Source organism: Acetonema longum DSM 6540 (assembly GCF_000219125.1).
Classification (GTDB): Bacteria; Bacillota; Negativicutes; order Sporomusales; family Acetonemataceae; genus Acetonema; species Acetonema longum.
Genome location: NZ_AFGF01000126.1, coordinates 59,870 through 85,266, shown reverse-complemented (window position 1 = coordinate 85,266; position 25,397 = coordinate 59,870). Strand labels below are relative to the sequence as shown.

The window sequence follows — 25,397 nt, the reverse complement described above, 5'->3', positions numbered from 1 at the left end:
TTTATTTTGAGGCCTTCATGAGAGTCTCCAGCTCCTGCATGAAATTGTTGATATCGGCAAATTGACGGTATACTGAGGCAAAACGGACATAAGCCACCTGATCCACCTCTTTTAACCGCTCCATCACCAATTCTCCGATTTTTCGTGTGCTGATTTCGTGTTCCATGGTATTACGCATATCTTTTTCAATCGTATCAGCCAGGGATTCCAGCGTGCTCATTGGCACTGGCCTCTTTTCGCAGGATTTTAATAAGCCATTCAGTAATTTTGCCCGGTCAAATAATTCCCGGCGTCCGTCCTTTTTAATTACCATAAGCGGGATTTCCTCCACCACTTCATAGGTGGTAAAACGCCGGGCACACTGAATGCATTCCCGCCTTCTGCGAATAGAATTACCTTCATTAGCCGCGCGGGAATCTACAACTTTACTCTCAGCAAAATGGCAATAAGGACAACGCACCGGATAACCCCCATTCGCTATGTACTGTATATAGTGTTATAAATTTTAATTATACGCCATATATTGTATGATTCCCTGCTGTAAATACGATTTTTTTAGCAAGAAAAATCAACAGCAATCGCCACCAATCGCTGTTGATTTTTCATATTTGATATAATTTTACCCTTAACCGATTGTGCCGGTACTACCGATTCCTCCCATGCGTTTGGCATGGGGTGCGTCGCCATTAGCATCATTCTCATAGTCACAGCAAAAATATTTTTGAAAAATACCTTGGGCGAATCTCGTGCCTTTGGGCAAAATAAATTTCTCTGGCCCTAAATTCAGGACAGCCACCAGAATATGCCCTTCGTTGTCAGGATTGTTATAATAATCGGCGTCAATAATACCCACGCTGTTGACTAAACAAAGCTGGTGTTTGACAGCCATACCGGACCGAATATAAATGCCGAGGAATTCATCGCCCGGCATATACGCCTTTAATCCGGTGGCAATCAAGGTTACTTTTGCCGGTTCCAAACACACATCTTCGACGGAGAAAATATCATAACCAGCACTGAATTGAGTTTTCCTCTCAGGCAGATGAATCCCAGACGCCAGATCCCGAAAACCGGATACTATTTCAAATCCTCTCACTGGTGTCACAGCGCGATCTCCTCCATAAAGGTTGCGTCCAGCGGCCCCAGGATCGTGCAGGACATAGTCTGGGGCGTAAACAGCTTGCCGCATACGGCTTTGATATCATCCAGCGAAACTTTATTGATCTTCTCTATCACTTCGTCCAGTGTCACATATTTGCTAATTGTAACCTCTGTTGTACCCAGGCGTGACATCCGGCTGCTGGAGCTTTCCAGGCCTAAAAACAGATTTCCTTTCAGCTGTTCCCTGGCTTTGGCAAGCTCTGCCGCCGAAACTCCAGTATCTTTAATCTGAGCGAGATTTTGCAAAATCAGGTCAACAACCTGTTTTGTATTGTCCGGACGAGTTCCGGCATACACTGTCAACAGTCCGGCATCGCTGTAATTGGTCTGGTAAGAGTAAACGGAATAAGCCAAACCCCGTTCTTCGCGGATGGATTGGAACAGCCTGGAACTCATGCTGCCGCCCAGAATATTATTCAAAATATGGACCGCATATAAATCATCCGCGCTCTGTTGCACTCCGATTGAACCAACGCAGATATGCGCCTGCTCAGTATCCTTGCTCTGAACCGATTTGCCGGGAAGAAAAATGGGCGGGACGATTTGCGGTTTTTCCTGCCGGCCTGGCTTTATCTGTCCGAAATACTTCTCCGCTAATTGGACCAGCTTCTCGTGCTGCAGATTCCCGGCGGCAGCGATCACCATCCGTTCCGGGACATAAAAATTCCGGGTGTAATCGCAAATCATGTCCCGGCTAAACCGATGAATCGATTCAACCGAGCCTAAAATATTCCGTCCCAGGGAATGATCGGCCCAAACGTTCGCATAGTGGATGTCATGTACCAGTTCATCAGGAGAATCCTCATACATATTATATTCTTCGAGGACAACTCCTCTTTCTTTGTCAATGTCTTCAGGCGCAAATTTAGAATGCCGCAACATGTCGCTGATGATTTCAACTGCTAAATCCAGGTGAGTATCCAATACTTTCATATAGTAGCAGGTATGTTCTTTGCCGGTATAGGCGTTCATCTGTCCGCCCACCGCGTCCACCGTTTCGGCGATGTCTTTCGCCGAGCGGGATTCTGTACCTTTAAACATCAGATGCTCGATAAAATGCGAAACGCCATGATTGTGGTCCTGCTCATTCCGGGAACCTGTTTTTACCCAAACGCCAAAACTTACGGATTTAAGGTGCGGCATAGCTTCTGATATGACCCGGATGCCATTCGATAATACAGATTTATGATACATACACTACTCCTTGCCTCTTCTTATTGATCCCTATATACAAATTGTATTCTCAACGTGAAAATCCTGCTTATAAAAAATTAGATTTCAATACCGCTGTTAATTTTCAGGATATGAAGCAAACCCGGAGTAAGCCTCCGGGTTTGCGATCAATTTGGATTTACGCGTTCTTGAAGTATCTTATAATCCCCTGATACACTCCCTCCGCCAGACGCTGCTGGTAGGAAGGAGTCTTAAGTTTCGCTGCTTCCGCCGCGTTAGTTACAAAGCCCATTTCAACTAAGACGCTCGGCACGGCATTGTTGCGCAGTACATAAAAGGTGCCGGCTGAAATTCCTTTGTCAACGGCGTCTGTCTCGGCAATCAGTTCTTTTTGGATAGCAGAAGCCAGCTGGGAAGAACGGCCTTTGGGGTAAAATGTCATAGCGCCGGCGATTTTCTTATCAGGGTTCGAGTTAGAATGGAGACTGACGAAGATGTCGGCTTTATTTTTGTTGGTAATATCCAATCTGGCTTGCAATTCCTTGCCCAGAGAACTGCCGTTGGCGGCAACTGACCGGTCGCTGGTCCGGGTCATGACCACATTGGCGCCGGAGGCCGCCAATTTGTTGCGCAACATAGCAGCTACAGCCAGGTTAACATCCGCTTCTTCTACGTTATTGTCCACCGCCCCCGGATTGCTTCCTCCATGGCCTGGGTCGACTACAATGGTTTTTCCTTTCAGCGAAGAACTGGTGCCAGGCCTTGTCTTACTTGGAAGAGTAGCACTGCGGTCATCTTTTTTATCATTATTGAATATGGGGCCCAATATTAGATTGTAAAAAAACTGAAGTACCCTCTCGATAACATTAGGTTTCCCTGCTTTGACGCTACTATCCGATGCGGCGCCGGCGGCGTAAGCCCCCGGAAGAGCAATCATTACGTTGCAGATCATAAACAACAAGAGAAGCCATGTTATTCTTTTTGTATTTTTCATAGTAACCTCCTGTATGGTGATCCAAATTTTTCACTGAACCGCCATAAAATCCGCCATTGTGGACGATAGTTCCAGGCAGCACAGTCTATTTCTCCTCACGCACCGAGTAGCACAATAATGACATTATGTAAACAATATTAACATAAATAACAATAAAAAACAGCAGGAAAATTCTCCTGCTGTTAAAAACTCAGCTATATTAAGCCCTTAAGGGATTATGATTTCAGAAATTGTGACTACTTCATACCCCTTTTTCCTGATTTCATCGATTAACTGCCCTAACGCTTTTTGAGTAGGTTCGGTAGGATGCATTAAAATAATGGCGCCATTTTGCAATTTACTTGTGACTCGCTGAATGATCGTGGCCGGCGCCGGCCTCTTCCAGTCGACGGTATCAATGGTCCACATAATGGTTTTGTATCCTAATTCATCGGCTGCCGCTAAAACCGTGTCATTGTATTCGCCGTATGGCGGCGCATACAATGTCGTCTTCTTGCCGGTCAATTCTTTAACCAGCTCTTCGGTACGGGCGATTTCCTGCTGATTTTGCTCTTTGGACAATTTGTTGGGGTGGGGATGACTATAGCTGTGATTGGCGATTTCATGCCCATTTTGAGCCAGTTCCCTAAGAGAATCCGGATTGCGTTTAGCCCAACTGCCGCCGATAAAAAATGTCACTTTTACCTTTTTCTCATTCAGAACACGCAGCATGTCCGGCAATAGATCTTCTCCCCAAAATACGTTGCAGGCTAAAGCAACGTTGGGCTTGACAGCATTGCCCTGAAAAATGGGGCTTATTTTTTTTTCTTGCTGCGTCCGGACGATCAATGAATCAGCGGTCGGATTTATGTCCGATACAACAGCCAGGACCACAAAAACGGCGGATACAAAGACCAAATACCAGGAACGAACGGTGACGACCCAAAAACGCATTAAAAAAGTCACCTCGATTTGCATCAAAAACTTGCTATTCAATACTATTCAAAAAGTGACCGATTCATGAATCACAGCGCCAAAATTCGGTGAACACTCATTTAGCAAGGAACTCGCTAAATGAGGCAAGGAGAAAAACAAAAAATCTCCTGGCGGATAAACAGCGGTTATCCACCAAGAGAGGATCTGCAAAGACGGATTCGTTATACCAAACAATATTGCTTATGAAACTCCTTGACATGCTCCAGGGTCATCAGTGCCGTTTCTTTTGTATTGACCAACTTAACCAAGTAGGTTTTATTGCCCCAGGGCGAAAGCTCCATCACCATGTCCGGGTTAATAATAAAGCTTTTGTGACAGCGGAAGAAGCGGTATTTATTCAACCGTTTTTCCAAACTTTGCAGTGACTCACAGGTTTGAACAGGACTGCTCCCGGCGATATGAATCGTCGTCTTACGCTCGTTGCGTGTAATGAAGATAATATCCTGAATACTGATAAAGACGCTCTTCTCATTGGATGAAGCTATAAGTTTAGGGTTTTCCTTTCGATGCGGCGTTACTTCTCGTTGTAAAGCCACAACTTGTTCTCGCTCTTTTTTCAATTCTTTAATTCGGTTTGTCGTTTGTCGAATCCGCTCCAAATCAAAGGGCTTCACCAGATAGTCGAAGGCGTAGACTTCAAAAGCCTCCTGCATAGAACAACTAAAATCAGTCGCAAAGACGAGAAAAATTTTCGAGTCGATATCGAAGATTTCCTGGGACGCTTCGATGCCGTTCAATGCCGGCATATCAATATCCAAAAACACGGCATCCGGCTCCATTGTTTCTACCATCGCAACAAGCTGGCGTCCATTTTCCGCCTCTCCGATGACGGTTAACTCAGGGATCTCTTCCAGGGCACGTTTTAAAACCACCCGCATGGAGACGTCATCTTCGGCGATAATGACCTTCAGCATTTGAAAAAATACCTTTTTTTCAGCTCTCACTCATGGTCTCGTAAGTGTTCCGGTACCTGGGGTTGATAACTAGTTGTGGCACAAGCTGGCAGAAACAACATAGGCGCTACCGCAAGCATGCATCGAGTCACATAATACAGCCATTTTCTTTTAAAATTCTGTACCATATCCATCCCGCCTTTTTAATAAAATTACTATACTATAATTATAATGGGTGTTATTTTTATAACGCAAGTAACCTTGTCTAAAAAATCGGTAGCCATGTCTACATTTGCTGTTTCTTTGTCCGAAAAGTAATGCAGCAGCTGTCAAACACCCGCTCCATAGCAGCGGCAAAACGATAACCGGCGGGGGTAATGCTAAAAATTTGCCACCAGAATCCCCCGATGCTTGCTGCGATTAGAGCAGCAGCCAAGGGTGTGTTCCGCCCGCTGAAGATCAATCCTAAACTCACTGCGGCCGCCCAAGCAATAATAAACAGAAACGAAAACCTTTTATATTTTTCTCTTTTCTTTGCTGAAACAATCGGCTTCGCCGGTGTATCGCCAGGCGCCCACTTATTTACCGCATAAAATCCGGCGGCAACTGAGAAAATCATCAAGGCAGCCAACAAAGCCGGCGGTGCCTGCCTCCCAAGCAGCGCCGCTAACTGTCCAATGCTTACAAGAGCAACCGTTCCCAGCACGAAGCAGCGAAGAGCGGTTGAACAGTGAGAACCGCCGGAAACAAGCCGCAAAAGGAGGGCGGTAAGCATGGCAGCCAAAACATAGGGTACAGTCCCTAACGCTAAAGCAATTCCAATAACCCCCCCCAGATTAACAAAGAATCCCAGCAAATATTCCATCACGAACCGCACTGTGTCCGTCTCTTTGCTGTCAAGGCCCGTTTTCTCTGACAGATAGCGCGCCACGCATACAGCAGTATCCTTTAGTATATCCACTGCCTATCCCCCCAATTATTCATTCAGCCAGGAATAACTACCCGAAAAGAAGTACCGTTGCCATCACTCTCCGCCTGAATATCACCATTGTATTTGTGTACAAGGGTCTGGACACTATAGAGTCCCATTCCCCGGCCTTCGCCTTTAGTCGAAAATCCTGGCATAAATATTTTGGCGCTCACTTCCGGAGAAATCGGTGAACCGCTATTGTTCACCTCCACAACAAATCCCCTGAGGTCTTGCCCAATCATTACCTCCACCTTTCTTTCCGGCACTGGCAGTTGGGCCACTGCCTCCATCGCATTGTCGATGAGATTGCCCAAAATCAAGTTAACATCCCTCACTTCCAGGGGCAATTGCCGTAAACTTGTTTTCACCGTAATATGCAGGTCAATGCTGCGGGCTTCCGCCAGGCCAGCCTTGGTATGCAGCAGGGCGGTAACACCCAGATTATCCGTTCTAACCAATTCAGAGGTTGCGGCCACTTCGTTTACGCTCTTTTTTAAATAGTCCCGGGCCTCTTGAAATGCCTGGACTTCCAGTAAACCGTAGATCACCTGCAGTTCGTGGGTAAAATTATGACGCTGCACCCGCATCGTATTCAATAATTCTTCTATATGACGTAAATTATCAAGCTGCGCCTGGGTTTCAACCTCATTACGAATAAATTCCATACATTGTTTGATAACCATCAAGGTAATAACCGGTATAGCTGTATTCATCAAGACAAAAGAGAAATGTATGGGTATCCCAAAGTTAGCATGATTCTTATCATCTATATAGTATTGCAAACCTAACCAAAGCATCAATATACTTTGGACCAACATCAAACTAGCCAGTAGAAAAAGACTGTTCCCAGTTTTCCTTTTCCAACCGCTCATGAACCGGATATTGAACCGGTAGATCAAAAAAGCAACTAGCAGAGTAATCATCAGTTGCATGATAAACATGGGCAAACGTTGCCACCAGTTATCGGGACTCACAACGGAGGGAACGAAATCTTTTATTATAAAAATCATTGCGGGATACATCAAGGTTTCGATACAAAGATAGATACTAAACCCGAACAAAACAGCCAGACAGCTGTCTTGATACGGAAACCGCATAACGCGACGTATTATCATCGCCATGGCAGCAATTTGCGCCACTGTATGAACACCAAATGGAATAGCAATCAATTTGCCGACAACAAGGAATAATAAAACATCAAAAAGGGCTTGGATTCCTCCGATTAGCAAAATTTTACGAAAACCCGGCCTAATCCCCAGCAGAGAGAGGCTCAGCAGCACTAAGACCATGGCTTCCGGAAATGAATAAAAAAGGATAATCGTAAAAGTAATCTCTGGCAACTTCTTGCTCAACTCCCTGAAAAATGATTTTTTAATATATTATTAATACCACCAAAGACTACCTTCTCACTTGATTTTTTTGGTTTTTCTTTTGTTTTTCTTTTATTCTTTTGTTTTTCCCCATTATTTTCTATAACCATGCGGTAATCTCCTCTAAAAAGGAACTCAAAAAATAAAAGGCTACCCCATCATTTGGTATAGCCCCCAATTTATACTTTCTTAATTATAGTTAAAAAACATAAACCATCAGGTTTATGTTTTCGCGCTTTATTCGCCGGCCTTTTCACCTTTCAGCAATTCTTTGCGGGAAAGGTTAATTCTTCCCTGTCGGTCGATTTCGGTGACTTTAACCATGAATTCATCGCCGATTTTAACCACATCTTCCACTTTATTGACCCGTTCCCGGGCCAGTTGCGAGATGTGAATCAAACCTTCCTTGCCGGGCAAAATCTCGGCAAAGGCCCCGAAGTTCATAATGCGGGTTACTTTACCAAGGTAAGCAGCGCCTACTTCCACTTCTCTCACCAGATTTTCGATAATCCGGACGGCCTTCTGTCCGGCTTCCATGTCCACAGCCGCGATAAATACCTTGCCGTCATCTTCAATGTCGATGCTGACGCCGGTTTCGTCGATAATTTTCTTAATGATTTTGCCGCCTGGTCCGATGACATCCCGAATTTTATCCGGGTCAATGGACATAGTGATAATGCGTGGGGCATAAGGCGACAACTCAGGCCGGGGTTGTTGGATTACTGCCAGCATGGTGTTCAGAATATGCATCCGTCCCTGCTTGGCCTGCTCCAGAGCGGACTGCAAAATGTCCTTGGTTAAACCGGCAATTTTTATATCCATTTGAATCGCGGTAACGCCTTTAGTCGTACCGGCCACTTTAAAGTCCATGTCGCCTAAAGCGTCTTCCATGCCTTGGATATCGGTGAGAATCGTATAATATTCGCCGTCTTTGACCAATCCCATAGCCACGCCTGAAACCGGCGATTTGATTGGTACACCGGCATCCATCAGGGAAAGAGTGCTGCCGCAGACGCTGCCCATGGAACTGGACCCGTTGGATTCCAAAACTTCCGATACCAAACGGATGGTATAAGGGAACTCGCTTTCAGGCGGAATCACCGGCACCAAAGCCCGTTCCGCCAGAGCGCCATGGCCGATTTCCCTGCGTCCGGGACCGCGGGATGGCCGGGTTTCACCTACGCTGTAGGAAGGAAAATTATAGTGATGTATGTAGCGCTTGGATTCCTCGACACCCAGCCCGTCCAGGATCTGTTCATCACCGATAGCACCTAAAGTGGTTACGGTAAGGACTTGAGTTTGTCCCCGGGTAAACAGGCCTGAACCGTGAGTTCTGGCTAGCACGCCGACTTCGCAGCTGATAGGGCGAACTTCGTCCAGTTTACGACCATCCGGTCTGATTTTATCGACCGTGATCATTTTGCGGACAATTTCTTTCAGCACTTTTTGCATGACATAAGAAATATCTTTGCCTTTATCGGGGTAAATCTCAGCAAAATGCTGAGCGCCATCAGTTTTCACGGCTTTTATATTTTCTTCCCGGGTCAATTTGTCTGAATTAAAGACGGCAACTCGCATTTTCTCGGTAATATATTCACGCACCGCCTGATTAATGTCAGCCTGCGGCTCATACACTTTCAGTTCTTTTTTGGGCAAGCCGATTTCTTTGACCATTGCCTCCTGGAAATCAACAATCTGACGAATTACGTCATGACCAAAAGAAATGGCCTCCAAAATCACTGCTTCCGACAGTTCATTGGCACCGGCTTCTACCATTAAAACAGCATCCTTGGTTCCCGCCACTACCAGGTTTAACTCACTTTCTTCCTGCTCTTTGACAGTAGGATTAATAACGAACTGTTCGGCAATTCTGCCAACCCGCACCCCGCCAATAGGTCCCTGGAAAGGAATATCCGAAATACTTAAAGCGCAGGATGCTCCGATCATAGCCGGAATTTCCGGCGGATTATCCTGATCTACCGACAGTACAGTAGCAACAATCTGCACATCATTACGGAATCCCTCGGAAAATAAGGGTCGAATCGGGCGGTCAATCAACCGTCCTGCTAAAATTGCCGCTTCACTGGGACGACCTTCCCGTTTGATAAAGCCGCCCGGAATCTTTCCTACAGAATACAGTCTTTCTTCATAATCTACAGTCAATGGGAAAAAATCAATGCCTTCCCTGGGTTCAGCCGATGCCGTAGCCGTAACCAGCACAGCGGTATCACCATAGCGAACCAAGGCGGCCCCATTGGCCTGTTTAGCAAGTTTGCCTGATTCCACGACCAGTAACCTGCCACCGATTTGCATTTGAAAACTATGCATTCGGTTTCCTCCTCTATGCCACTTTTTTTCCAAAGTTTAGAACTTCGACATATTTTTTATTATTCCCTTTTTATTTTTATCTAAACCGTAAAATCCGTGACAAGAAAAAATTCACTTTGTGGAACTTTTTTCTGTCTTAGTCATTAAAACAAAAAGCGGGTATTACCCCGCTTTTTGTTTATTTTCTTAAATTCAGCTTTTCTAGGATCGAACGGTAACGTTCGATATCGCTGTCGCGCAGATAATTCAGCAAACCTCTGCGCTGACCTACCATCTTCAACAAACCGCGACGGGAATGATGATCTTTTTTGTGTTCCTTCAAATGCCCGGTCAGGTAGTTGATTCGTTCGGTAAGAATGGCAATCTGCACTTCCGGCGAACCGGTATCGGTCTCATGGATTCGATACTTTTCAATTAATTGTTGTTTTTGTTCGGGAGCTAACATGCTGGCACCTCCTTTTTTCCTGTATCCCCTCTAGCCAAGATCATCGTCGGAGAGTCGATGATCCTCGCCAAGGTTCTATAACCGCTTTGGTAAAACGCCGCAGTTATCTACGATAGATATTGTATCATATGAAATAATGGATGTAAACTATCCGGTTTGATCAACATGGTCAAAATAACGGCGGGCCTGAACAATATCAGAGGATATTTGGGCCTGAAGCTGATCGGCATTGGCAAAAGTCACTTCTCCCCGTATGCGGGTGAGGAAATCCACCGAAATCATTTCACCATAAATGTCCCGGGCAAAATCAAAAATATGAGTCTCCAGTCTGCGGCACTGTCCGGAAAAGGTCGGGTTGGTCCCAATATTAGCCACTCCCTGATAACTATCCGCACCAATATTGGCCCGGACAGCATACACTCCGTCACGGGGGATAGCCGTTCTTTCCGGTAAACTCAAGTTAGCGGTGGGAAAACCAAGTAAGCGTCCTCTTTGCTGCCCCGAAACCACAGGACCGGATAAACGCAGAGGCCTTCCCAGAAGTTTCCTGGCCAACTCTACGTTCCCCTCCAGGATCAACTGCCGGATCGCCGTACTGCTGACCATCCTGTCTTCCAAAAATACCGCTTCATGCACATCTACCGCAAAACCGAATTCCTGACCGAAAACTCGCAGCATATCCGGAGATCCTTTCCCCTGATAGCCAAAAGAAAAATTAGGACCGACCACTACCTGGGAAGGTCTGATATGCTGCATGAGAAATTGGATGAATTGACGGGGCTGAAATTTCAAAAGCTCTGCGGTAAATGGAACGAAAAACAGCAAATCGACTCCAATTTCGGCAATCAGATCAATCTTTTGCTGCATGGAAGTAATCTGCAGGGGATTGTGCCTGGGATCAATGATAGACATGGGGTGATTGGAAAAGGTAAGGACCGCGCTCGTCCCCTGTTGTTTCTTGGCGTAGGCGACAGTTTTGCCAATAATCCGCTGGTGCCCCACATGAACTCCGTCAAAGGTGCCAAGAGCAATTGCGATATTCGAAACGCTTTTATCTATCTTTTCGATTTGGGTAAATAGCTTCATACTACTGCAACTCTCCCAAAATTTCGCTCAAAATTCGTCGCCCTAAAATTCTCCCTTGTCTGTCCCCTATCATCGATCAGTGGGAAAAATCTTATGGGGCGCGATCAAGCCATGAGCTGTCGCTTTTCCAATACCAATGAATCGGTTGCCATGGTATATTCTCAGGAGAAAATCCCCTGTGTCGTTTGCTGTATCCGGCCTAGATGGCGGGGCCGAAATTTTCTGCCCGTTTATAAAACCGGCGGCAAGAGGCTGGTCTATTGTCAATCGAGGCAAATGTTCCAAATATAAATCAGGCGATGTTAAACAAATCTCAGGATGAGTCTGGATTTCCTCGAGGGTTGCGGCGGTATCCAACAAAAATCCGCCGACCCTGGTCCGAACCAGAAAAGACATGACTGCCGGACAACCCGCCGCCTGTCCGATATCAACACATAAAGAACGGATATAAGTTCCCTTGGAGCATTCCACGTCAAACAATATGGTATTATCCTGAACTCGTAACAGTTTTATGTCCTGAATGGTAATTTGTCGTGGTTCCGGCTGCACCTCCAGCCCTTGACGCGCCAGTTCGTACATTTTCTTGCCGCCGACCTTGATGGCGGAATAGACCGGTGGTATCTGAAACTGAGTGCCTAAGAACTGCCGCAAAACAGGTTCCATTTGATCGAACCGCAGGTTCGGTGGGTCTTGGGACTTAATCACTGCGCCGGTATCGTCACCCGTATCGGTTTGATAGCCAAAAGTAAGTTCAACCCGGTAGCTTTTACTGCAATCGGCAAAATACTCAACCAGCCGGGTAGCCCGTCCCAGCAGCACCGGCAAGACTCCGGCGGCAGCGGGGTCCAAAGTTCCGGCATGACCTACTTGTTTTGTTTGGTATACTCTCCGGACAAAGGACACCACATCATGTGAGGTCATCCCCGGTGGTTTGAGAACATTCAATGCGTGAAACATCGCTTTACCGCTCCGCCAGTCCGCGGGCAATCGCCTCTAATATCCTGCTTTTTGCCTGGTCCAAGGTAGTATTAAGGGTGCAGCCGGCAGCTCTCATATGCCCGCCGCCACCAAAGGAAAGTGCAATTTTACTGACATCAGCGGTCTTTGACCTCAAACTCACCCGAACGCAGTCGGCTTCCACTTCCTTCAGCATAACAGCTACTTCCACCCCGGCAATACTGCGGGGATAATTAATATAGCTTTCGGTATTTTCGGTCAGAGACAAAGCATGAGAATCAACCGTAATCAGGGCGGCCCGACCTTCTTGCTGCAGTTCCAATGTCCCTAATACGGCGATAAGTGACTGGATATCAGCCAAGGTGCTGGTTTCAATGGATTCGGACACCAGCTCAGGCTTCACCTTTTGCTCCAGTAAATCCGCCGCATACCGCAAAACCTTTGGCGTCGTATTCGCATAACGGAAAAAACCGCAGTCCGTAGCAATAGCCGTGTATAAGCACAGCGCAGAGTCAGGATCAATCGGCTCGCCGGCGGCATGGATCAGATCCACAATGATTTCACCGGTGGCGGCCGCCTTGGTATCCACATACCAATAATCAGCAAACTGAGTATTGGACACATGGTGATCCAGGTTTAGAACCGGCCCGCTGACGCAGGCTCCCACGCGGCCAATTCTTTCTTTATCGCTGGCATCCAATACAATCAATAAATCCGTGATATATTGTTCGTTCTGATGAGCCGGTTTTTTTATATCGGTCCAATTTGGCAAAAACCGAAACCCGCTTGGCACATCATCATCTAACAGCAGCGTTGCTTTCTTTCCCGCCGCCTTTAGATGATGATACAGGCCCAGCATGGACCCCAGGCAGTCTCCATCCGGATGAATATGACCGGTAATAAGGATTTGATCAGCCGATCGTATAAGATTGTGCGCCTGATCCAAACTAACTTTCATCAGCATTTCCCGCTTCGTTCTGTTTTATCTGATCCAGCAGTTTCTGTATCTTGACGCTGTGATCCAAAGTTTCATCCAGATGAAACGAGAGTTCCGGCGTAATTCGTAACTGGATCCGTTTGCCGATCTCAGTCCTCAAATAACCCAAAGCGCTTTGCAATCCTTTTAAACTTTGGGCTTTACTCTCATCGCTGCCCATCACACTGACAAAAACTTTGGCTTGATGCAGATCTCCGGTGGCTTCTACCCGGGTAACGGTAACAAATCCAATCCGGGGATCTTTCAACTCAGTTAATATCATATTACTGATTTCTTGTTTAATAAACTCCTGGACTTTTTCGATACGCAGCTGTCCCATGATCCAACCTCCGTTTTAGACCTAACTGCCCGGTTTCACCAATTCCATAGTGAAGGCTTCCAATATATCTCCTTCTTTTATGTCCCGGAATTTTTCTATGGAAATACCGCATTCATATCCGGCGGTAGCTTCTTTGACTTCATCTTTGAAACGCCGCAGCGATTCAACTTTGCCCTCATGAATGACAATGCCGTTGCGGATGATACGGATTTGGGAATGATTGGTCACTTTCCCTTCCAGCACATAGGAGCCGGCAACAACAGCTTTGGGCACGGAGAACACCTTTCTCACTTCAATTCTGCCCTGAACCGCTTCTTTGTACTCTGGCGCTAGCATGCCGGTCATAGCGGCCTCTACATCGTTGATGACATCGTAAATGATGCGGTAAGTGCGGATATCGATTTTTTCCGCCTCGGCCGCTTTGCGAGAATTGGCGTCAGGGCGCACGTTAAAGCCGATGATTAAGGCATTGGCCGCTGAAGCCAGCATAACGTCCGATTCGTTGATAGCGCCCACACCGGCATGGACAATACTGACCCGGACTTCTTTGTTCTGTAAGCCGGCAAAAGCTTGGCGAAGGGCTTCAATGGACCCCTGCACGTCAGCTTTGATCACGATGTTCAGGTCCTTGAGCTTGCCTTCCTGAATCTGGCTAAAGAGATCATCAAGTGAAACTTTTTGCACCTGATTCATTTCATCCGTGCGCTTTTTGGCAAAGCGTTTTTCCGCCACTGCCCGGGCCGTTGATTCATCTACCGCCACCAAAATATCGCCGGCTTGGGGCACATCTGACAGGCCCAATACTTCCACCGGCGTCGAGGGCGGCGCTTTTTTCAGTTTTTCTCCCCGCTCATTCACCATGGCTCTGACCTTGCCAAAGGCAGTGCCGGCAATAATGGTATCGCCGATATGTAAAGTTCCTTTTTGTACCAGCACACTGGCAACCGGCCCTCTCCCCTTGTCCAGCTGAGCTTCAATGATAGTGCCGTAAGCCAGTCGATTGGGATTGGCTTTCAGGTCTTGGACTTCGGATACCAGGAGAATCATTTCCAGCAATTCGCTAATACCGGCCTTGGTATGAGCCGAAACCGGGACAACAATCGTATCACCGCCCCATTGCTCCGGCACCAGTCCGTGCTCAGTCAGCTGCTGGGTAACCCGGTCCGGGTTAGCTTCGGGCCGGTCTATTTTGTTCACAGCGACGATAATCGGCACCTTAGCTGCTTTAGCATGGTTAATCGCTTCGATAGTTTGAGGCATCACGCCGTCATCTGCTGCCACAACCAGGATGGCAACATCAGTAACCTGCGCCCCGCGAGCTCGCATAGCCGTGAAGGCTTCATGCCCCGGCGTATCGAGAAACACCACTTTCTTACCCTGGTAGTTGACTTGATAAGCCCCGATATGCTGCGTAATCCCGCCGGCTTCCTGGGCAGTCACGTTGGTTTGGCGGATCGCATCCAGCAGCGAGGTTTTGCCGTGGTCCACGTGGCCCATGATGGTAACGACCGGCGGTCTGGGCAAAAGGGATTCCGGACTGTCTTCAATTTCCGGAATTTCCGTAGGATCTTCCGCCGGCGGCAGTTCCTCCACAGTGATGCCAAATTCAGAGCCCAGGATCGAGGCGGTTTCAATATCCACCTCTTGATTAATCCCGGCCATGACTCCAAGCACCATGAGTTTTTTGATGATTTCGCTTACTTCCCGCCCAAACTTACTGGATAATTCTTTTACCGTAGCCGGTCCGTCCAGTTTCACCACTTTCGGTTTGGCCGGTTCTTGCCTGACTTGCGCCTGAGCGTTCATTGGCGGGCGTTGATTGGAATTTCGCTGTGGTGAACGCTGCCTCGTATTAGCAGGCCCTTTTCTGTTAGTCCCTTGTTGCTGCTGTTGTTTAGAGTAAGGCTGTTGTTGCCCTTGACCCGTATGCTGGTTTTTAGACCTGAATTGATCATTCCTGCCCGGTTGATTCGGTCTTTGTTGCTGCGGGGCATTTGGCCCTTGCCTGTCACCGATATTACGGCTGCCCGTCCCACCAGTCTGTGAAAAACGCTGCTGTTGGTGCGGCTGGCCCTGCGGCGCCCCACCTGCAGTATGATGTCCCCCCTGGCCCGGCGCTGCCGGACGTTGTCCGGCCGGCATATTGGGCATATTGTTAGGCCTTTGGGGCGGACGTTGTTGGCCCGGCGCTGATGAATAGGGAGGACGCTGTCCCCCTTGCTGATGATATCCCTGCTGGGGCGGCCGCTGGCCGGCCTGGGCAGTATTATGAGACTGGGGTGCAGGCCTTTGACCCGTTTGAGCATTGGCCCCGTATCTCCCAGAGTTACCGGGGTTCGGTCTTGCCTGACCCGCCTGACCGGCAGGCCTCTGTCCGGCTGGATAAGGCTGACGGTTCTGAACCGGCGCCGTCGGCTGAGGTCTTTGTGGCTGAATGCCGCGCCGGTCATCGGCAGCGGGTTTGGGCGCAACCGCCGGCATAGATGCCGGCGATTGCGCCGGTCTCAGATTAGCATTTCTGTCCTCTTTCGGCGGTTTAGGCTGACCCTGCGGTTCCGGCATTTCCGGACCTGTCTTACGGGCGAAAGTCCGTTCAATAACGGCTTTGGCATTATCTTCGACGCTGCTCATATGATTTTTGGCAACAATGTTATTACGCGCTAATATATCGATGATGACCTTGCTGGTTGTATTATAGTCTTTTGCCAGTTCATATACTCTATATTTCGACATTGATCCACCCCCATTTTCTTCTCGGCTATGTGTGCTCCAGGCACAATTTCTTGACCGCCAGGCCAAATCCGGCATCCGTGATTGCCAAAGCGGCCCGCTGGGCCTTGCCGATACTTGCGCCCAACTGTTCTTTCGATAACACTTCCACACAAACAACTTTATAGTAATTAGCCATGTCCTGGTAACCTTTTCGGGTATTATCGGAAGCATCCGCAGCGATCAATACGATGTGAACGCTGCCGTTGCGAGCTGCCTTAGTGATGGCGTCGTCGCCGGAAATCACTTTGCCGGCTTTTTGGGCCAGTCCCAGCATGGCGATTAATTTGCATTGGGTACCGCTAGTATGCATGCCTTTATTTCCTCATAAGTTTCAGGTTGCAGCGCCTGCTTCAACGCCCGTTCCAGCCTCTTTTCCTTATACGCTTTGGTAAAACAGGTTTCGTTATTGCAGATATAGGCGCCACGCCCGGCTTTTTTTCCTGTCAAATCCAGGACGATTTGTCCTTCCGGGGTACGCAGGACTCGAAGCAGTTCCTTTTTACTCTTCATTTCCTGGCAGCCCACGCACATGCGCTGGGGATTTTTTTTTGTTTTCAAGTCAACTCCCCCTAAACCAGCGATCCGGCCTGGGATTCACTTTTAATATCAATTTTCCATCCGGTTAATTTAGCCGCCAGCCGGGCGTTTTGCCCCTCTTTGCCGATGGCCAGGGAGAGCTGGTAATCAGGGACCACAACCTTAGATATTTTCTCGGTCTCATTGACATCCACCAAGACCACTTTCGCCGGACTGAGAGCACTAGCGATATACTTAGCCGGATCCGAATTCCATTTCACAATATCAATTTTCTCGCCCCGTAATTCGTTTACAATAGTCTGCACACGCATTCCTTTGTGTCCGACACAGGCGCCAACCGGATCCACGTTTTCATCCCGGGAATAAACGGCTATCTTTGACCTCAGGCCTGGTTCGCGGGCAACCGATTTGATTTCCACAACCCCATCGTGTATTTCCGGCACTTCCAACTCAAACAGCCGTTTTAAGAGTCCTGGGTGAGTGCGGGAAACGAGAATCTGAGGGCCTTTAGTGGTTTTTCTCACTTCAGTAATATACGTTTTGATACGGTCACCGGGTTTATACAGTTCACCGGTCATTTGCTCGGAAGGAGCCAGGATGGCTTCCGCTTTCCCCAGGTCGATCAATACGTTTTTCTGCTCGATCCGCTGTACAATTCCTGTGACAATGTCACTTTCCCGATTGGAAAATTCCTCAAAAATAATCCCACGCTCAGCCTCACGAATGCGTTGCACCACGACCTGCTTGGCAGTTTGGGCGGCAATACGTCCGAAGTTTTTGGGCGTGACCTCCAATTCAACCACATCGTCCAGCTCATATCGAACATCGGTTCTTTTTGCCTCTTCTAAAGATATTTCCATTCTGGGGTCCTTTACCACCTCGACAACGGTCTTACGGGCAAAAACGTGTATGTCCCCTGTACTCCGGTCCAGTGAAACCCTTACATTTTGAGCCGATGCAAAATTACGCTTATAGGCTGATATCAGAGCCGCTTCGATGGCGTCAAATAAAACTTCTGTAGATATCCCTTTTTCCTTGCCCAACTGCTCAAAAGCCTGCATAAATTCTGCGTTCACAAATATATTCCCCCTATTCAATTTTACTGTGCTGACAATCTAAAAATCAATGTGCAAACGCACTTGTGAAACTTTATCCCACGGAATGTTCATCACGCTGTCATCCACTTTGATGACAACGTGATTGTCCCTTAAACCGTCGAGTTCGCCGACAATTTTCTTGCTGCCGTTAATCGGAGCAAAGGTATGGACTTCGACTGTATCTCCGGCATGACGCTGAAAGTCTCTTTCTTTTTTTAAAGTTCTATCCAGGCCCGGTGAAGACACTTCCAGATAGTAACTTTCTTTAATGGGATCTAATTCATCCAGTTTATTCTCCAATTTTTCACTGACCCACTGACAGTCATCCATATCAATGCCGCCAGGTTTATCTATGTATACCCGCAGATACCAGTCCCTTTCTTTTACATATTCCACATCCACCAATTCCAGCTTGGTATCTTTGATAATATCCAAGATAAGGCGTTCCGCGGTTTGTTCAATTGGTTTCATAGCGCCACTTCCCCTTAACTATACTACCATCTAGTTTTACCAGATAGCAGCAGTACATATACTGTTCGCAATTTTCAACATGGCAGTCATAGCAGTAAGATGAAAGAGTGGGTTTGAAACCCACTCTTTCACCGACTCCAATCTTTACTAATCTTAGTATACCACTAAAGGATGCATTTTACAATGTTTGCGGGAGTGAATTATATGCCCGAGGAAAAATTAAGCAAACAGCAGCATTTGATCGGTAGGAGGCAATCCTTGCAGACAGCCGTGTTCCTGCAAAATATCGATCACCGTTTTGGACACCCGCGCCCGGTTCCTGAGATCTTCCATTGAGGAAAAGGGCCTGCCCTGGCGTACCTGGGTAATATTCCAGGCGGCGGAGGCGCCTACTCCCTGCAGAGAGGCAATCGGAGGCAGCAGGTCGCTACCCGCGATTAAAAATTTAGTGGCATCGGAACGATAGAGATCCACACGCTGAAAATTAAATCCCCGCAAATACATTTCCAGCGCCATTTCGATAATCGTCTGCAGACTCTTTTCTTTCGCAGTCAATGTATTGCCTTTTTGCTCAAATTCCGCCAGTTTGTTTCGCAGCGACTGGGCTCCCTGCAAAATTAAATTCGCATCAAAATCATCCGCCCGGACCGAAAAATAGGAAGCATAAAAGGCTTGGGGATAATACACTTTGAAATATGCGATGCGGAAGGCCATCATCACATAAGCTACTGCATGGGCTTTGGGAAACATATATTTGATCTTCTGGCAGGACTCTATATACCATTCCGGCACATTTTTTTGCCGCAGTTTCTCACAGTCTTCGGCTTTCACGCCCTTGCCTTTACGCACGCTTTCCATGACTTTAAAGGCGATTTGCGGCTCTACTCCCCTTTGAATCAAATACACCATGATGTCATCCCGGGCGGAAATAGCCTCGGAAAGTTTGGCCGTCCCGTTTTTAATCAAATCCTGGGCATTATTGAGCCATACATCCGTTCCGTGGGAAAAACCGCTAATCCGCACCAGTTCGCTAAAGGTCTTAGGGCTGGTGGTCTCCAGCATTTGTCTGACAAACTTCGTACCAAACTCAGGAATGCCGAAGGTACCCACTGTAGACCCTAATTGTTCGGGAGTCAGATCTAAAGTGGTAGTAGATGAAAACAAAGCCATGGTTTTACTGTCATCAAAAGGAATCCGTTTGGCATCCACGCCGGTCAAGTCTTCCAGCATTTTGATCACCGTGGGATCATCGTGCCCCAGAATATCCAGTTTGACCAGCCTGCTGCTGATGGAATGATAGTCAAAGTGGGTGGTTATGGTCTTGGAGTTTTTATCGTCCGCCGGATACTGGATTGGCGTAAAATGATGGACATCCATATCCCGCGGAACAACCATGATGCCGCCAGGGTGCTGACCGGTCGTCCGTTTTACTCCAGTGCAGCCGGATACCAGTTTATTCACCAAGGCATTGCGGACGACGATGCCTTTATCATTGTAATAGTTTTTTACAAAGCCAAAGGCGGTTTTGTCGGCAATAGTGGCAATGGTGCCGGCCCGGAACACATTGTCTTTGCCGAACAGCTCTTCAGTATATTTATGGGCGGTCGGCTGATAATCGCCGGAAAAATTCAAATCAATATCCGGTACTTTATCGCCGTGGAAACCCATAAATACGGCAAAGGGGATATCGTGCCCGTTCTTTTCGGCCAAAGCGCCGCAGCGGGGACATGTTTTGTCAGGCAGATCAAATCCGCCGCCGTAAGTTCCATCTGTGATAAACTCACTGTATTTGCAGGCCGGACAACGCCAATGTGGCGGCAGCGGATTGACCTCGGTGATCCCGGTCATGGTGGCGACAAAAGATGAACCTACTGATCCCCGCGAACCAACCAGGTAACCGTCGTCCATAGATTTTTTCACTAGTTTGTGCGCTATGAAATATAATACGGCAAACCCGTTATTAATAATAGAATCCAGTTCATTTTTCAGGCGGGAGGCAATCAGCTCGGGCAGCGGATCGCCATAAAGCTCCTTGGCTCTGGCATAGGACATCGTGCGTATCGCGTCCTCCGCCCCTGGGATCTGAGGTGAATACAGTTCATCCGGTATGGGTTTGAAGTTTTCCACTAAGTCGCTGATGCGGCGGGTATTGGTGACCACCACCTCATAAGCCTTTTTCTCGCCCAAATACTGAAACTCAGCCAGCATTTCCTCGGTAGTACGGAAGTATAATGGCGGCTGCAGTTCAGCGTCAGTATACCCCTGTCCGGACATAAGGATACGGCGGTAACACTCATCCTCCGGATTCAAAAAATGTACGTCACAGGTGGCCACCACCGGCAGGTTGAGTTGCTCGCCCAAATCGCAGATTTTTTGATTGATATCTCTTAATGCCGCCTCATTTTCGACTTTACCCGTCCGCAGCAAAAATGCGTTGTTTCCCTCCGGCTGAATTTCCAGATAATCATAAAATACAGCGATTTGACGGATCACTTCGTCATCAGCCCCGGCCAGCATCGCCTGGATCAATTCCCCGGCTTCACAGGCCGATCCCAGGATCAAGCCTTCCCGGTGTTCGCTTAATACAGAGCGGGGAATCCGTGGCGTACGGTGCAAGTATTTCAGATGGGAGATCGAAACCAGTTTATATAAATTCATCAGTCCCTGGCGATTTTTCGCCAGCAGGACAATATGATTGGACTGAGCGATGTCTTGGTCAAACAAATATCCTTCCATGCCATAAATGATTTTTACGCCGTGTTTGGCCGCCTCATCATAGGCTTCGGGAAAGGCTTGAACCACACCATGGTCGGTAATGGCAACCGCCGGGTGCTTCCATCTGGCCGCTGTTTTGATATAATCCTTTACCGCCATTACCGAATCCAACGGACTCATCCGGGTATGAGCGTGAAGCTCAATCCGTTTAATTTCGCTGTTATCATTGCGTACTGTTTTTTTCAGTTGAATGATACTGTCGGCAAAAAGCACATTTTCTTTGGCATACTTGTCAAATTGAACCGTCCCTTTTACTTTGATCAGCATACCGGGGGAAAGTTTGTCGGCGACTTTGCCGTATTGTTCGTCTGAATCAAAATATATTTTCGCGCTGATGCCGTCGCTGGCGTCCACAATATCGAAGATCCCCAGATAACGTCCGGACCGCAGCTGTCGAAAATCAACCGTGACAACTTCCCCGGCTACAACCACATTGCGGGCTTCTTCCTGTATCGTCACAATGGCCTGGGCTTCATCCCGGATGTTTCTGCCCAGAAGAATGCTGCCGTCTGTTTCCTTTCCAGACTTGGACCGGGAACGTCCGGGTTTGGTATCACCGGCGTTGGCGGCCTCGGTCAGTGCCTGCCAATATTCGTCGGTTATCATTTCGTCGGGTTCCGGCTCTCCCCCGCACTCTGGGCGCTGGGAAGCAATCCGGACCTTGCAGTGACGGGAGAATTCCCGGGCGATATATTGTTCGATACCGCTTTCCAGTCCCTTATCCAGCAGCATCTCAGCCGTAATGGGATTAATAGTGTCAATCGTCAGGCATTCATTTTCCAGCGTCCAACTGGCCGCCAGTAAAAAGTGCCTGCTGCCGGGATGCTGCTCGGTGACCTGGGTCACAAATTCAGCCCAATGCTGGGTTAAAAATGGCTCCAGATTGTTAACTTGGACAGAAATCTCTACATTGGCTAAACCGCAGTCAACACATAATTTCCCGCTTAACTCTCTCAGCAACTCCGGCGATAAAGCCTGAGGCGCTTTCAGATGCAGCTGCCACTTTTTTTCTTCCGGGTAAACGTCAATCAGGGAAATCCGGCACTGCTGTAAGATGCGTTTATGCTGATCCGGCCAATGCTGTTTCTGAATCAGGCGCAAAAAGTTCTGGCAGTTCCCTGGGGCAATGCAATATTTACTCATATGGCACCTCTTTTTCTAGCCAAAAGACACTTACAGTTTACCATATTCAACCATATAGATTCAAATCAAAATGAATCGGGATTGACAGCAGCAAAACAAAGGCCCCAAGTTGTCTTGAGGCCGCGCAGCATGATAAAAATTTATAGGGAGACGAGCAATTCTTTTACTTTGGCAATAACGCCGGCGTTTAACTGGAGGAATACCGTCTCGCCGGAACGGCGGATTTTAACCTCCAGCAACCCTTCGCTGACAGTCTTGGGACTAACGGTAATTTTCAGAGGATAGCCGATTAAGTCAGCATCCTTAAATTTCACGCCGGGACGTTCGCTGCGATCATCAATGACGGTTTCAATGCCAGCCTGATTCAACTCGCCATATAGTCTTTCCGCCAGATCCATCTGTTCTGAGTCCTTGCCGCTAATGGGCACAATCACGGCGTGGAAAGGGGCAATGGCAGCCGGCCAGATAATGCCGTCATCGTCATGGTTTTGTTCAATGGCTGCAGCCATAGTCCGGCTGACGCCAATGCCGTAGCAGCCCATAAGCATCAGCTGTTCCTTGCCATTCTCATCCAAAAAGGTAGCCTCCAGGGACTTGCTATACTTCGTAAACAGTTTAAATACCTGTCCCGCTTCGATGCCTCTGGCGGTTTTCACAGCGGCGCCGCAGTGGGGGCAAGGATCTCCTTCCTGGATTAAACGAATATCGGCGATGATATCCGGTTGAAAATCCCGGTCCGGGTTTACCTGAATATAATGCTGATCCGGCTTATTGGCGCCGCAAACCCCGTTTACCATCTGCATCACGGTATGGTCAGCCACAATTTTGACGCCGGTTGCGCCTACCGGTCCAATAAAGCCGGGAACAGTGTGCAGCTGGCTTACAATGGCCTGCTCCGGCGCGATATCCAGATGCAGGCAGCCCAGTTGATTCAAGAGTTTTATCTCATTGACCTCATGGTCACCTCTGACCAGTGCCAATACCAGCTCTTTTTCGGTTTGAAAGGCTAAGGTTTTAATAGTTTTCTCCGGACTGACTCCTAAGTAGGAACTGACTTCCTTAATGGACTTGGTGCCTGGCGTATCTTTTACGGTCAGGGGCAGCGGGGTTTCAGCCGGGACGGTTATTGCCTTCAGTTCCGCTTTTTCTACATTGGCCGCATATTCACAGGCGGCACAATAGGCGATCGCCGCCTCGCCGGATTCGGCAATGACCATGAATTCATGGGAACCACTGCCGCCAATGGCGCCAGAATCCGCTTCCACGGCTCTAAATTTCAGTCCGCAACGGGAAAACACGTTGGTGTAGGCATCGTACATCTTCCGATAACTGATATCAAGGCCTGCCTCATCCCGGTCAAAGGAGTACAAGTCTTTCATGATAAACTCCCGTCCCCGCATCAGGCCGAACCGGGGACGAATCTCATCCCGGTACTTGTTTTGAATCTGATACAAGAGCAACGGCAACTGCCGGTAAGAACGTACATCCATCCGAACCAGGGTTGTGATCATTTCCTCATGGGTTGGTCCCAGACAAAAATTACGATCATGCCGGTCTTTCAAACGGAACATTTCTTCGCCGTAAACATCCCAGCGGCCGGTTTCCTGCCACATTTCCGCCGGCTGCATAATAGGCATGGCCAGTTCCTGCCCGCCTTTGGCATCCATTTCTTCCCGAACGATTTGCTTAATTTTTTTCAGTACTCGCCAAGCTAATGGCAAATATGTATAGATTCCGCCCGTAGCTTTGCGGATCAGGCCGGCCCGCAGCATAAGCTGATGGCTTACCACTTCCGCCTCTGCCGGCACTTCTCGTAATGTAGGAGCGTACAATTGCGAAGCGCGCATTTATGGTTCCCCCTTACCTTCTGTAGCAAGTTTGTCTATTTCCGAGAACAACTCCGTGAGCAACTGAGGTTCCGGCACTTTTTTCAGTATTTCTCCCTTAGCGAAAATCAGGCCGTATTCCGTGCCGCCGGCAATACCGATATCAGCCTCTCTGGCCTCGCCCGGGCCATTCACCACGCAGCCCATAACCGCCACTTTGATCGGTTTTTTGATGTCGCGCAATTTTTGTTCTACCTGATTAGCTATGTTCACCAAATTAATATTGCATCGACCACAGGTAGGACAGGATACCAGTGTCGGGCCATATTGCCGCAAACCCAGTGATTTGAGAATTTCGCTGGCTACCTTCACTTCTTCCACCGGATCACCGGTTAAGGATACCCGAATGGTGTCGCCAATCCCTTGAGCCAGTAAGGCGCCAATGCCCACAGCCGACTTGATGACCCCGGATGATATGGTTCCAGCCTCAGTAATCCCTAAATGCAACGGATAATTCGCCTGCTCAGACATCAAGGTGTAAGCTCTGATCGTTGTCGGTACATCATTGGCCTTTAAAGAAATCTTAATATCGAAAAAATCCAGCTCTTCCAGAATCTTTATATGTTCCAGCGCACTTTCAACCATCGCTTCCGGTGTGGGATGGCCGCCGTATTTGGCCAATAATTTTTTATCAAGAGATCCGGCGTTGACGCCGATGCGAATAGGAACCCGCCGTTTTTGGGCTTCGGTCACCACCGCTCTGACACCGGACGGATCCCCGATATTGCCGGGATTGATGCGAAGCGCGTCAATCCCTCGCTCCAGAACAGCAATGGCCAGACGATAATCGAAGTGGATGTCAGCTACTAACGGCACACTGACCGAGTTTTTCAGAGACTCCACCGCCTGGGCTGCCGCCATGTCGGGAATAGCAATTCTGACGATATCGCAGCCGGCCTCTGTCAGACGGTGAATTTGTTCCACGGTAGCCGGGATATTGGTAGTTTTGGTATTAGTCATGGACTGGACGGATATGGGCATGTGACCGCCGATTCCGACTTTCCCGATATAAATCGGTCTAGTATCTCTACGGAGCATCATCGTTTTC

General features: G+C 48.1%; 23 protein-coding genes. All 23 read right to left on the bottom strand.

Annotated elements, in window-relative coordinates:
* Position 1 precedes the first annotated feature (1 nt).
* Positions 2-460 carry a transcriptional regulator NrdR gene (gene nrdR, locus ALO_RS13680; RefSeq protein WP_004573455.1) on the bottom strand — a complete coding sequence of 153 codons (459 nt, stop codon included), beginning with the start codon at positions 458-460 and terminating at the stop codon, positions 2-4.
* A gap of 165 nt (positions 461-625) precedes the next feature.
* Positions 626-1,105 carry a dCTP deaminase/dUTPase family protein gene (locus ALO_RS13675; RefSeq protein WP_004573454.1) on the bottom strand — a complete coding sequence of 160 codons (480 nt, stop codon included), beginning with the start codon at positions 1,103-1,105 and terminating at the stop codon, positions 626-628.
* Positions 1,102-2,355 (bottom strand): M16 family metallopeptidase, encoded by a 1,254-nt coding sequence (locus ALO_RS13670; RefSeq protein ID WP_004573452.1) that lies wholly within the window; start codon positions 2,353-2,355, stop codon positions 1,102-1,104. The genes ALO_RS13675 and ALO_RS13670 overlap by 4 nt, the downstream gene beginning before the upstream one ends.
* Positions 2,356-2,512: 157 nt before the next feature.
* Positions 2,513-3,328, bottom strand: a complete 816-nt coding sequence (locus ALO_RS13665; RefSeq protein ID WP_004573451.1) for an N-acetylmuramoyl-L-alanine amidase family protein — start codon at positions 3,326-3,328, stop codon at positions 2,513-2,515.
* A 207-nt stretch (positions 3,329-3,535) separates the two neighbouring features.
* Positions 3,536-4,261 (bottom strand): polysaccharide deacetylase family protein, encoded by a 726-nt coding sequence (locus tag ALO_RS13660; RefSeq protein ID WP_004573450.1) that lies wholly within the window; start codon positions 4,259-4,261, stop codon positions 3,536-3,538.
* 203 nt (positions 4,262-4,464) lie between these two features.
* Complete coding sequence (locus ALO_RS13655) at positions 4,465-5,247, bottom strand: LytR/AlgR family response regulator transcription factor (protein ID WP_004573449.1); 783 nt, start codon at positions 5,245-5,247, stop codon at positions 4,465-4,467.
* A gap of 235 nt (positions 5,248-5,482) precedes the next feature.
* On the bottom strand, positions 5,483-6,157 hold the full coding sequence (locus ALO_RS20970) for an accessory gene regulator ArgB-like protein (protein ID WP_004573448.1): 675 nt from the start codon (positions 6,155-6,157) through the stop codon (positions 5,483-5,485).
* 23 nt (positions 6,158-6,180) lie between these two features.
* Complete coding sequence (locus ALO_RS13645) at positions 6,181-7,506, bottom strand: sensor histidine kinase (protein ID WP_004573447.1); 1,326 nt, start codon at positions 7,504-7,506, stop codon at positions 6,181-6,183.
* Between the two features lie 8 nt (positions 7,507-7,514).
* The gene (locus tag ALO_RS23540) at positions 7,515-7,646 is read right to left on the bottom strand and encodes a hypothetical protein (protein ID WP_004573446.1); all 132 of its coding nucleotides are present in this window, start codon (positions 7,644-7,646) and stop codon (positions 7,515-7,517) included.
* Positions 7,647-7,773: 127 nt separating this feature from the next.
* The gene (locus ALO_RS13640) at positions 7,774-9,864 is read right to left on the bottom strand and encodes a polyribonucleotide nucleotidyltransferase (RefSeq protein ID WP_004573445.1); all 2,091 of its coding nucleotides are present in this window, start codon (positions 9,862-9,864) and stop codon (positions 7,774-7,776) included.
* A 178-nt stretch (positions 9,865-10,042) separates the two neighbouring features.
* Positions 10,043-10,309 (bottom strand): 30S ribosomal protein S15, encoded by a 267-nt coding sequence (rpsO, locus tag ALO_RS13635; RefSeq protein ID WP_004573444.1) that lies wholly within the window; start codon positions 10,307-10,309, stop codon positions 10,043-10,045.
* Positions 10,310-10,456: 147 nt separating this feature from the next.
* Complete coding sequence (locus tag ALO_RS13630; protein ID WP_004573443.1) at positions 10,457-11,395, bottom strand: bifunctional riboflavin kinase/FAD synthetase; 939 nt, start codon at positions 11,393-11,395, stop codon at positions 10,457-10,459.
* A gap of 69 nt (positions 11,396-11,464) precedes the next feature.
* Positions 11,465-12,352, bottom strand: coding sequence for a tRNA pseudouridine(55) synthase TruB (gene truB, locus ALO_RS13625; RefSeq protein WP_004573442.1), 888 nt, complete (start codon positions 12,350-12,352; stop codon positions 11,465-11,467).
* A 4-nt stretch (positions 12,353-12,356) separates the two neighbouring features.
* The gene (locus ALO_RS13620) at positions 12,357-13,310 is read right to left on the bottom strand and encodes a DHH family phosphoesterase (protein WP_004573441.1); all 954 of its coding nucleotides are present in this window, start codon (positions 13,308-13,310) and stop codon (positions 12,357-12,359) included.
* Entirely contained in the window at positions 13,300-13,668 is a 369-nt protein-coding gene (gene rbfA, locus ALO_RS13615) for a 30S ribosome-binding factor RbfA (RefSeq protein ID WP_004573440.1), read from the bottom strand. The genes ALO_RS13620 and rbfA overlap by 11 nt, the downstream gene beginning before the upstream one ends.
* Positions 13,669-13,689: 21 nt before the next feature.
* A complete protein-coding gene (gene infB, locus ALO_RS13610; RefSeq protein WP_040293459.1) occupies positions 13,690-16,401 on the bottom strand; it encodes a translation initiation factor IF-2 in 2,712 nt (903 codons plus the stop codon).
* 25 nt (positions 16,402-16,426) lie between these two features.
* The gene (locus tag ALO_RS13605) at positions 16,427-16,750 is read right to left on the bottom strand and encodes a L7Ae/L30e/S12e/Gadd45 family ribosomal protein (protein WP_004573436.1); all 324 of its coding nucleotides are present in this window, start codon (positions 16,748-16,750) and stop codon (positions 16,427-16,429) included.
* A complete protein-coding gene (gene rnpM / locus ALO_RS13600) occupies positions 16,720-16,998 on the bottom strand; it encodes an RNase P modulator RnpM (protein ID WP_004573435.1) in 279 nt (92 codons plus the stop codon). The genes ALO_RS13605 and rnpM overlap by 31 nt, the downstream gene beginning before the upstream one ends.
* Before the next feature lie 11 nt (positions 16,999-17,009).
* On the bottom strand, positions 17,010-18,053 hold the full coding sequence (gene nusA / locus ALO_RS13595) for a transcription termination factor NusA (RefSeq protein ID WP_004573434.1): 1,044 nt from the start codon (positions 18,051-18,053) through the stop codon (positions 17,010-17,012).
* 39 nt (positions 18,054-18,092) lie between these two features.
* On the bottom strand, positions 18,093-18,545 hold the full coding sequence (locus ALO_RS13590; RefSeq protein ID WP_004573433.1) for a ribosome maturation factor RimP: 453 nt from the start codon (positions 18,543-18,545) through the stop codon (positions 18,093-18,095).
* 219 nt (positions 18,546-18,764) lie between these two features.
* Positions 18,765-22,463, bottom strand: coding sequence for a PolC-type DNA polymerase III (locus ALO_RS13585; protein WP_004573432.1), 3,699 nt, complete (start codon positions 22,461-22,463; stop codon positions 18,765-18,767).
* A 140-nt stretch (positions 22,464-22,603) separates the two neighbouring features.
* Positions 22,604-24,310, bottom strand: coding sequence for a proline--tRNA ligase (locus ALO_RS13580; RefSeq protein WP_004573431.1), 1,707 nt, complete (start codon positions 24,308-24,310; stop codon positions 22,604-22,606).
* Positions 24,311-25,390 (bottom strand): flavodoxin-dependent (E)-4-hydroxy-3-methylbut-2-enyl-diphosphate synthase, encoded by a 1,080-nt coding sequence (ispG, locus tag ALO_RS13575; protein WP_004573430.1) that lies wholly within the window; start codon positions 25,388-25,390, stop codon positions 24,311-24,313.
* Positions 25,391-25,397 lie beyond the last annotated feature (7 nt).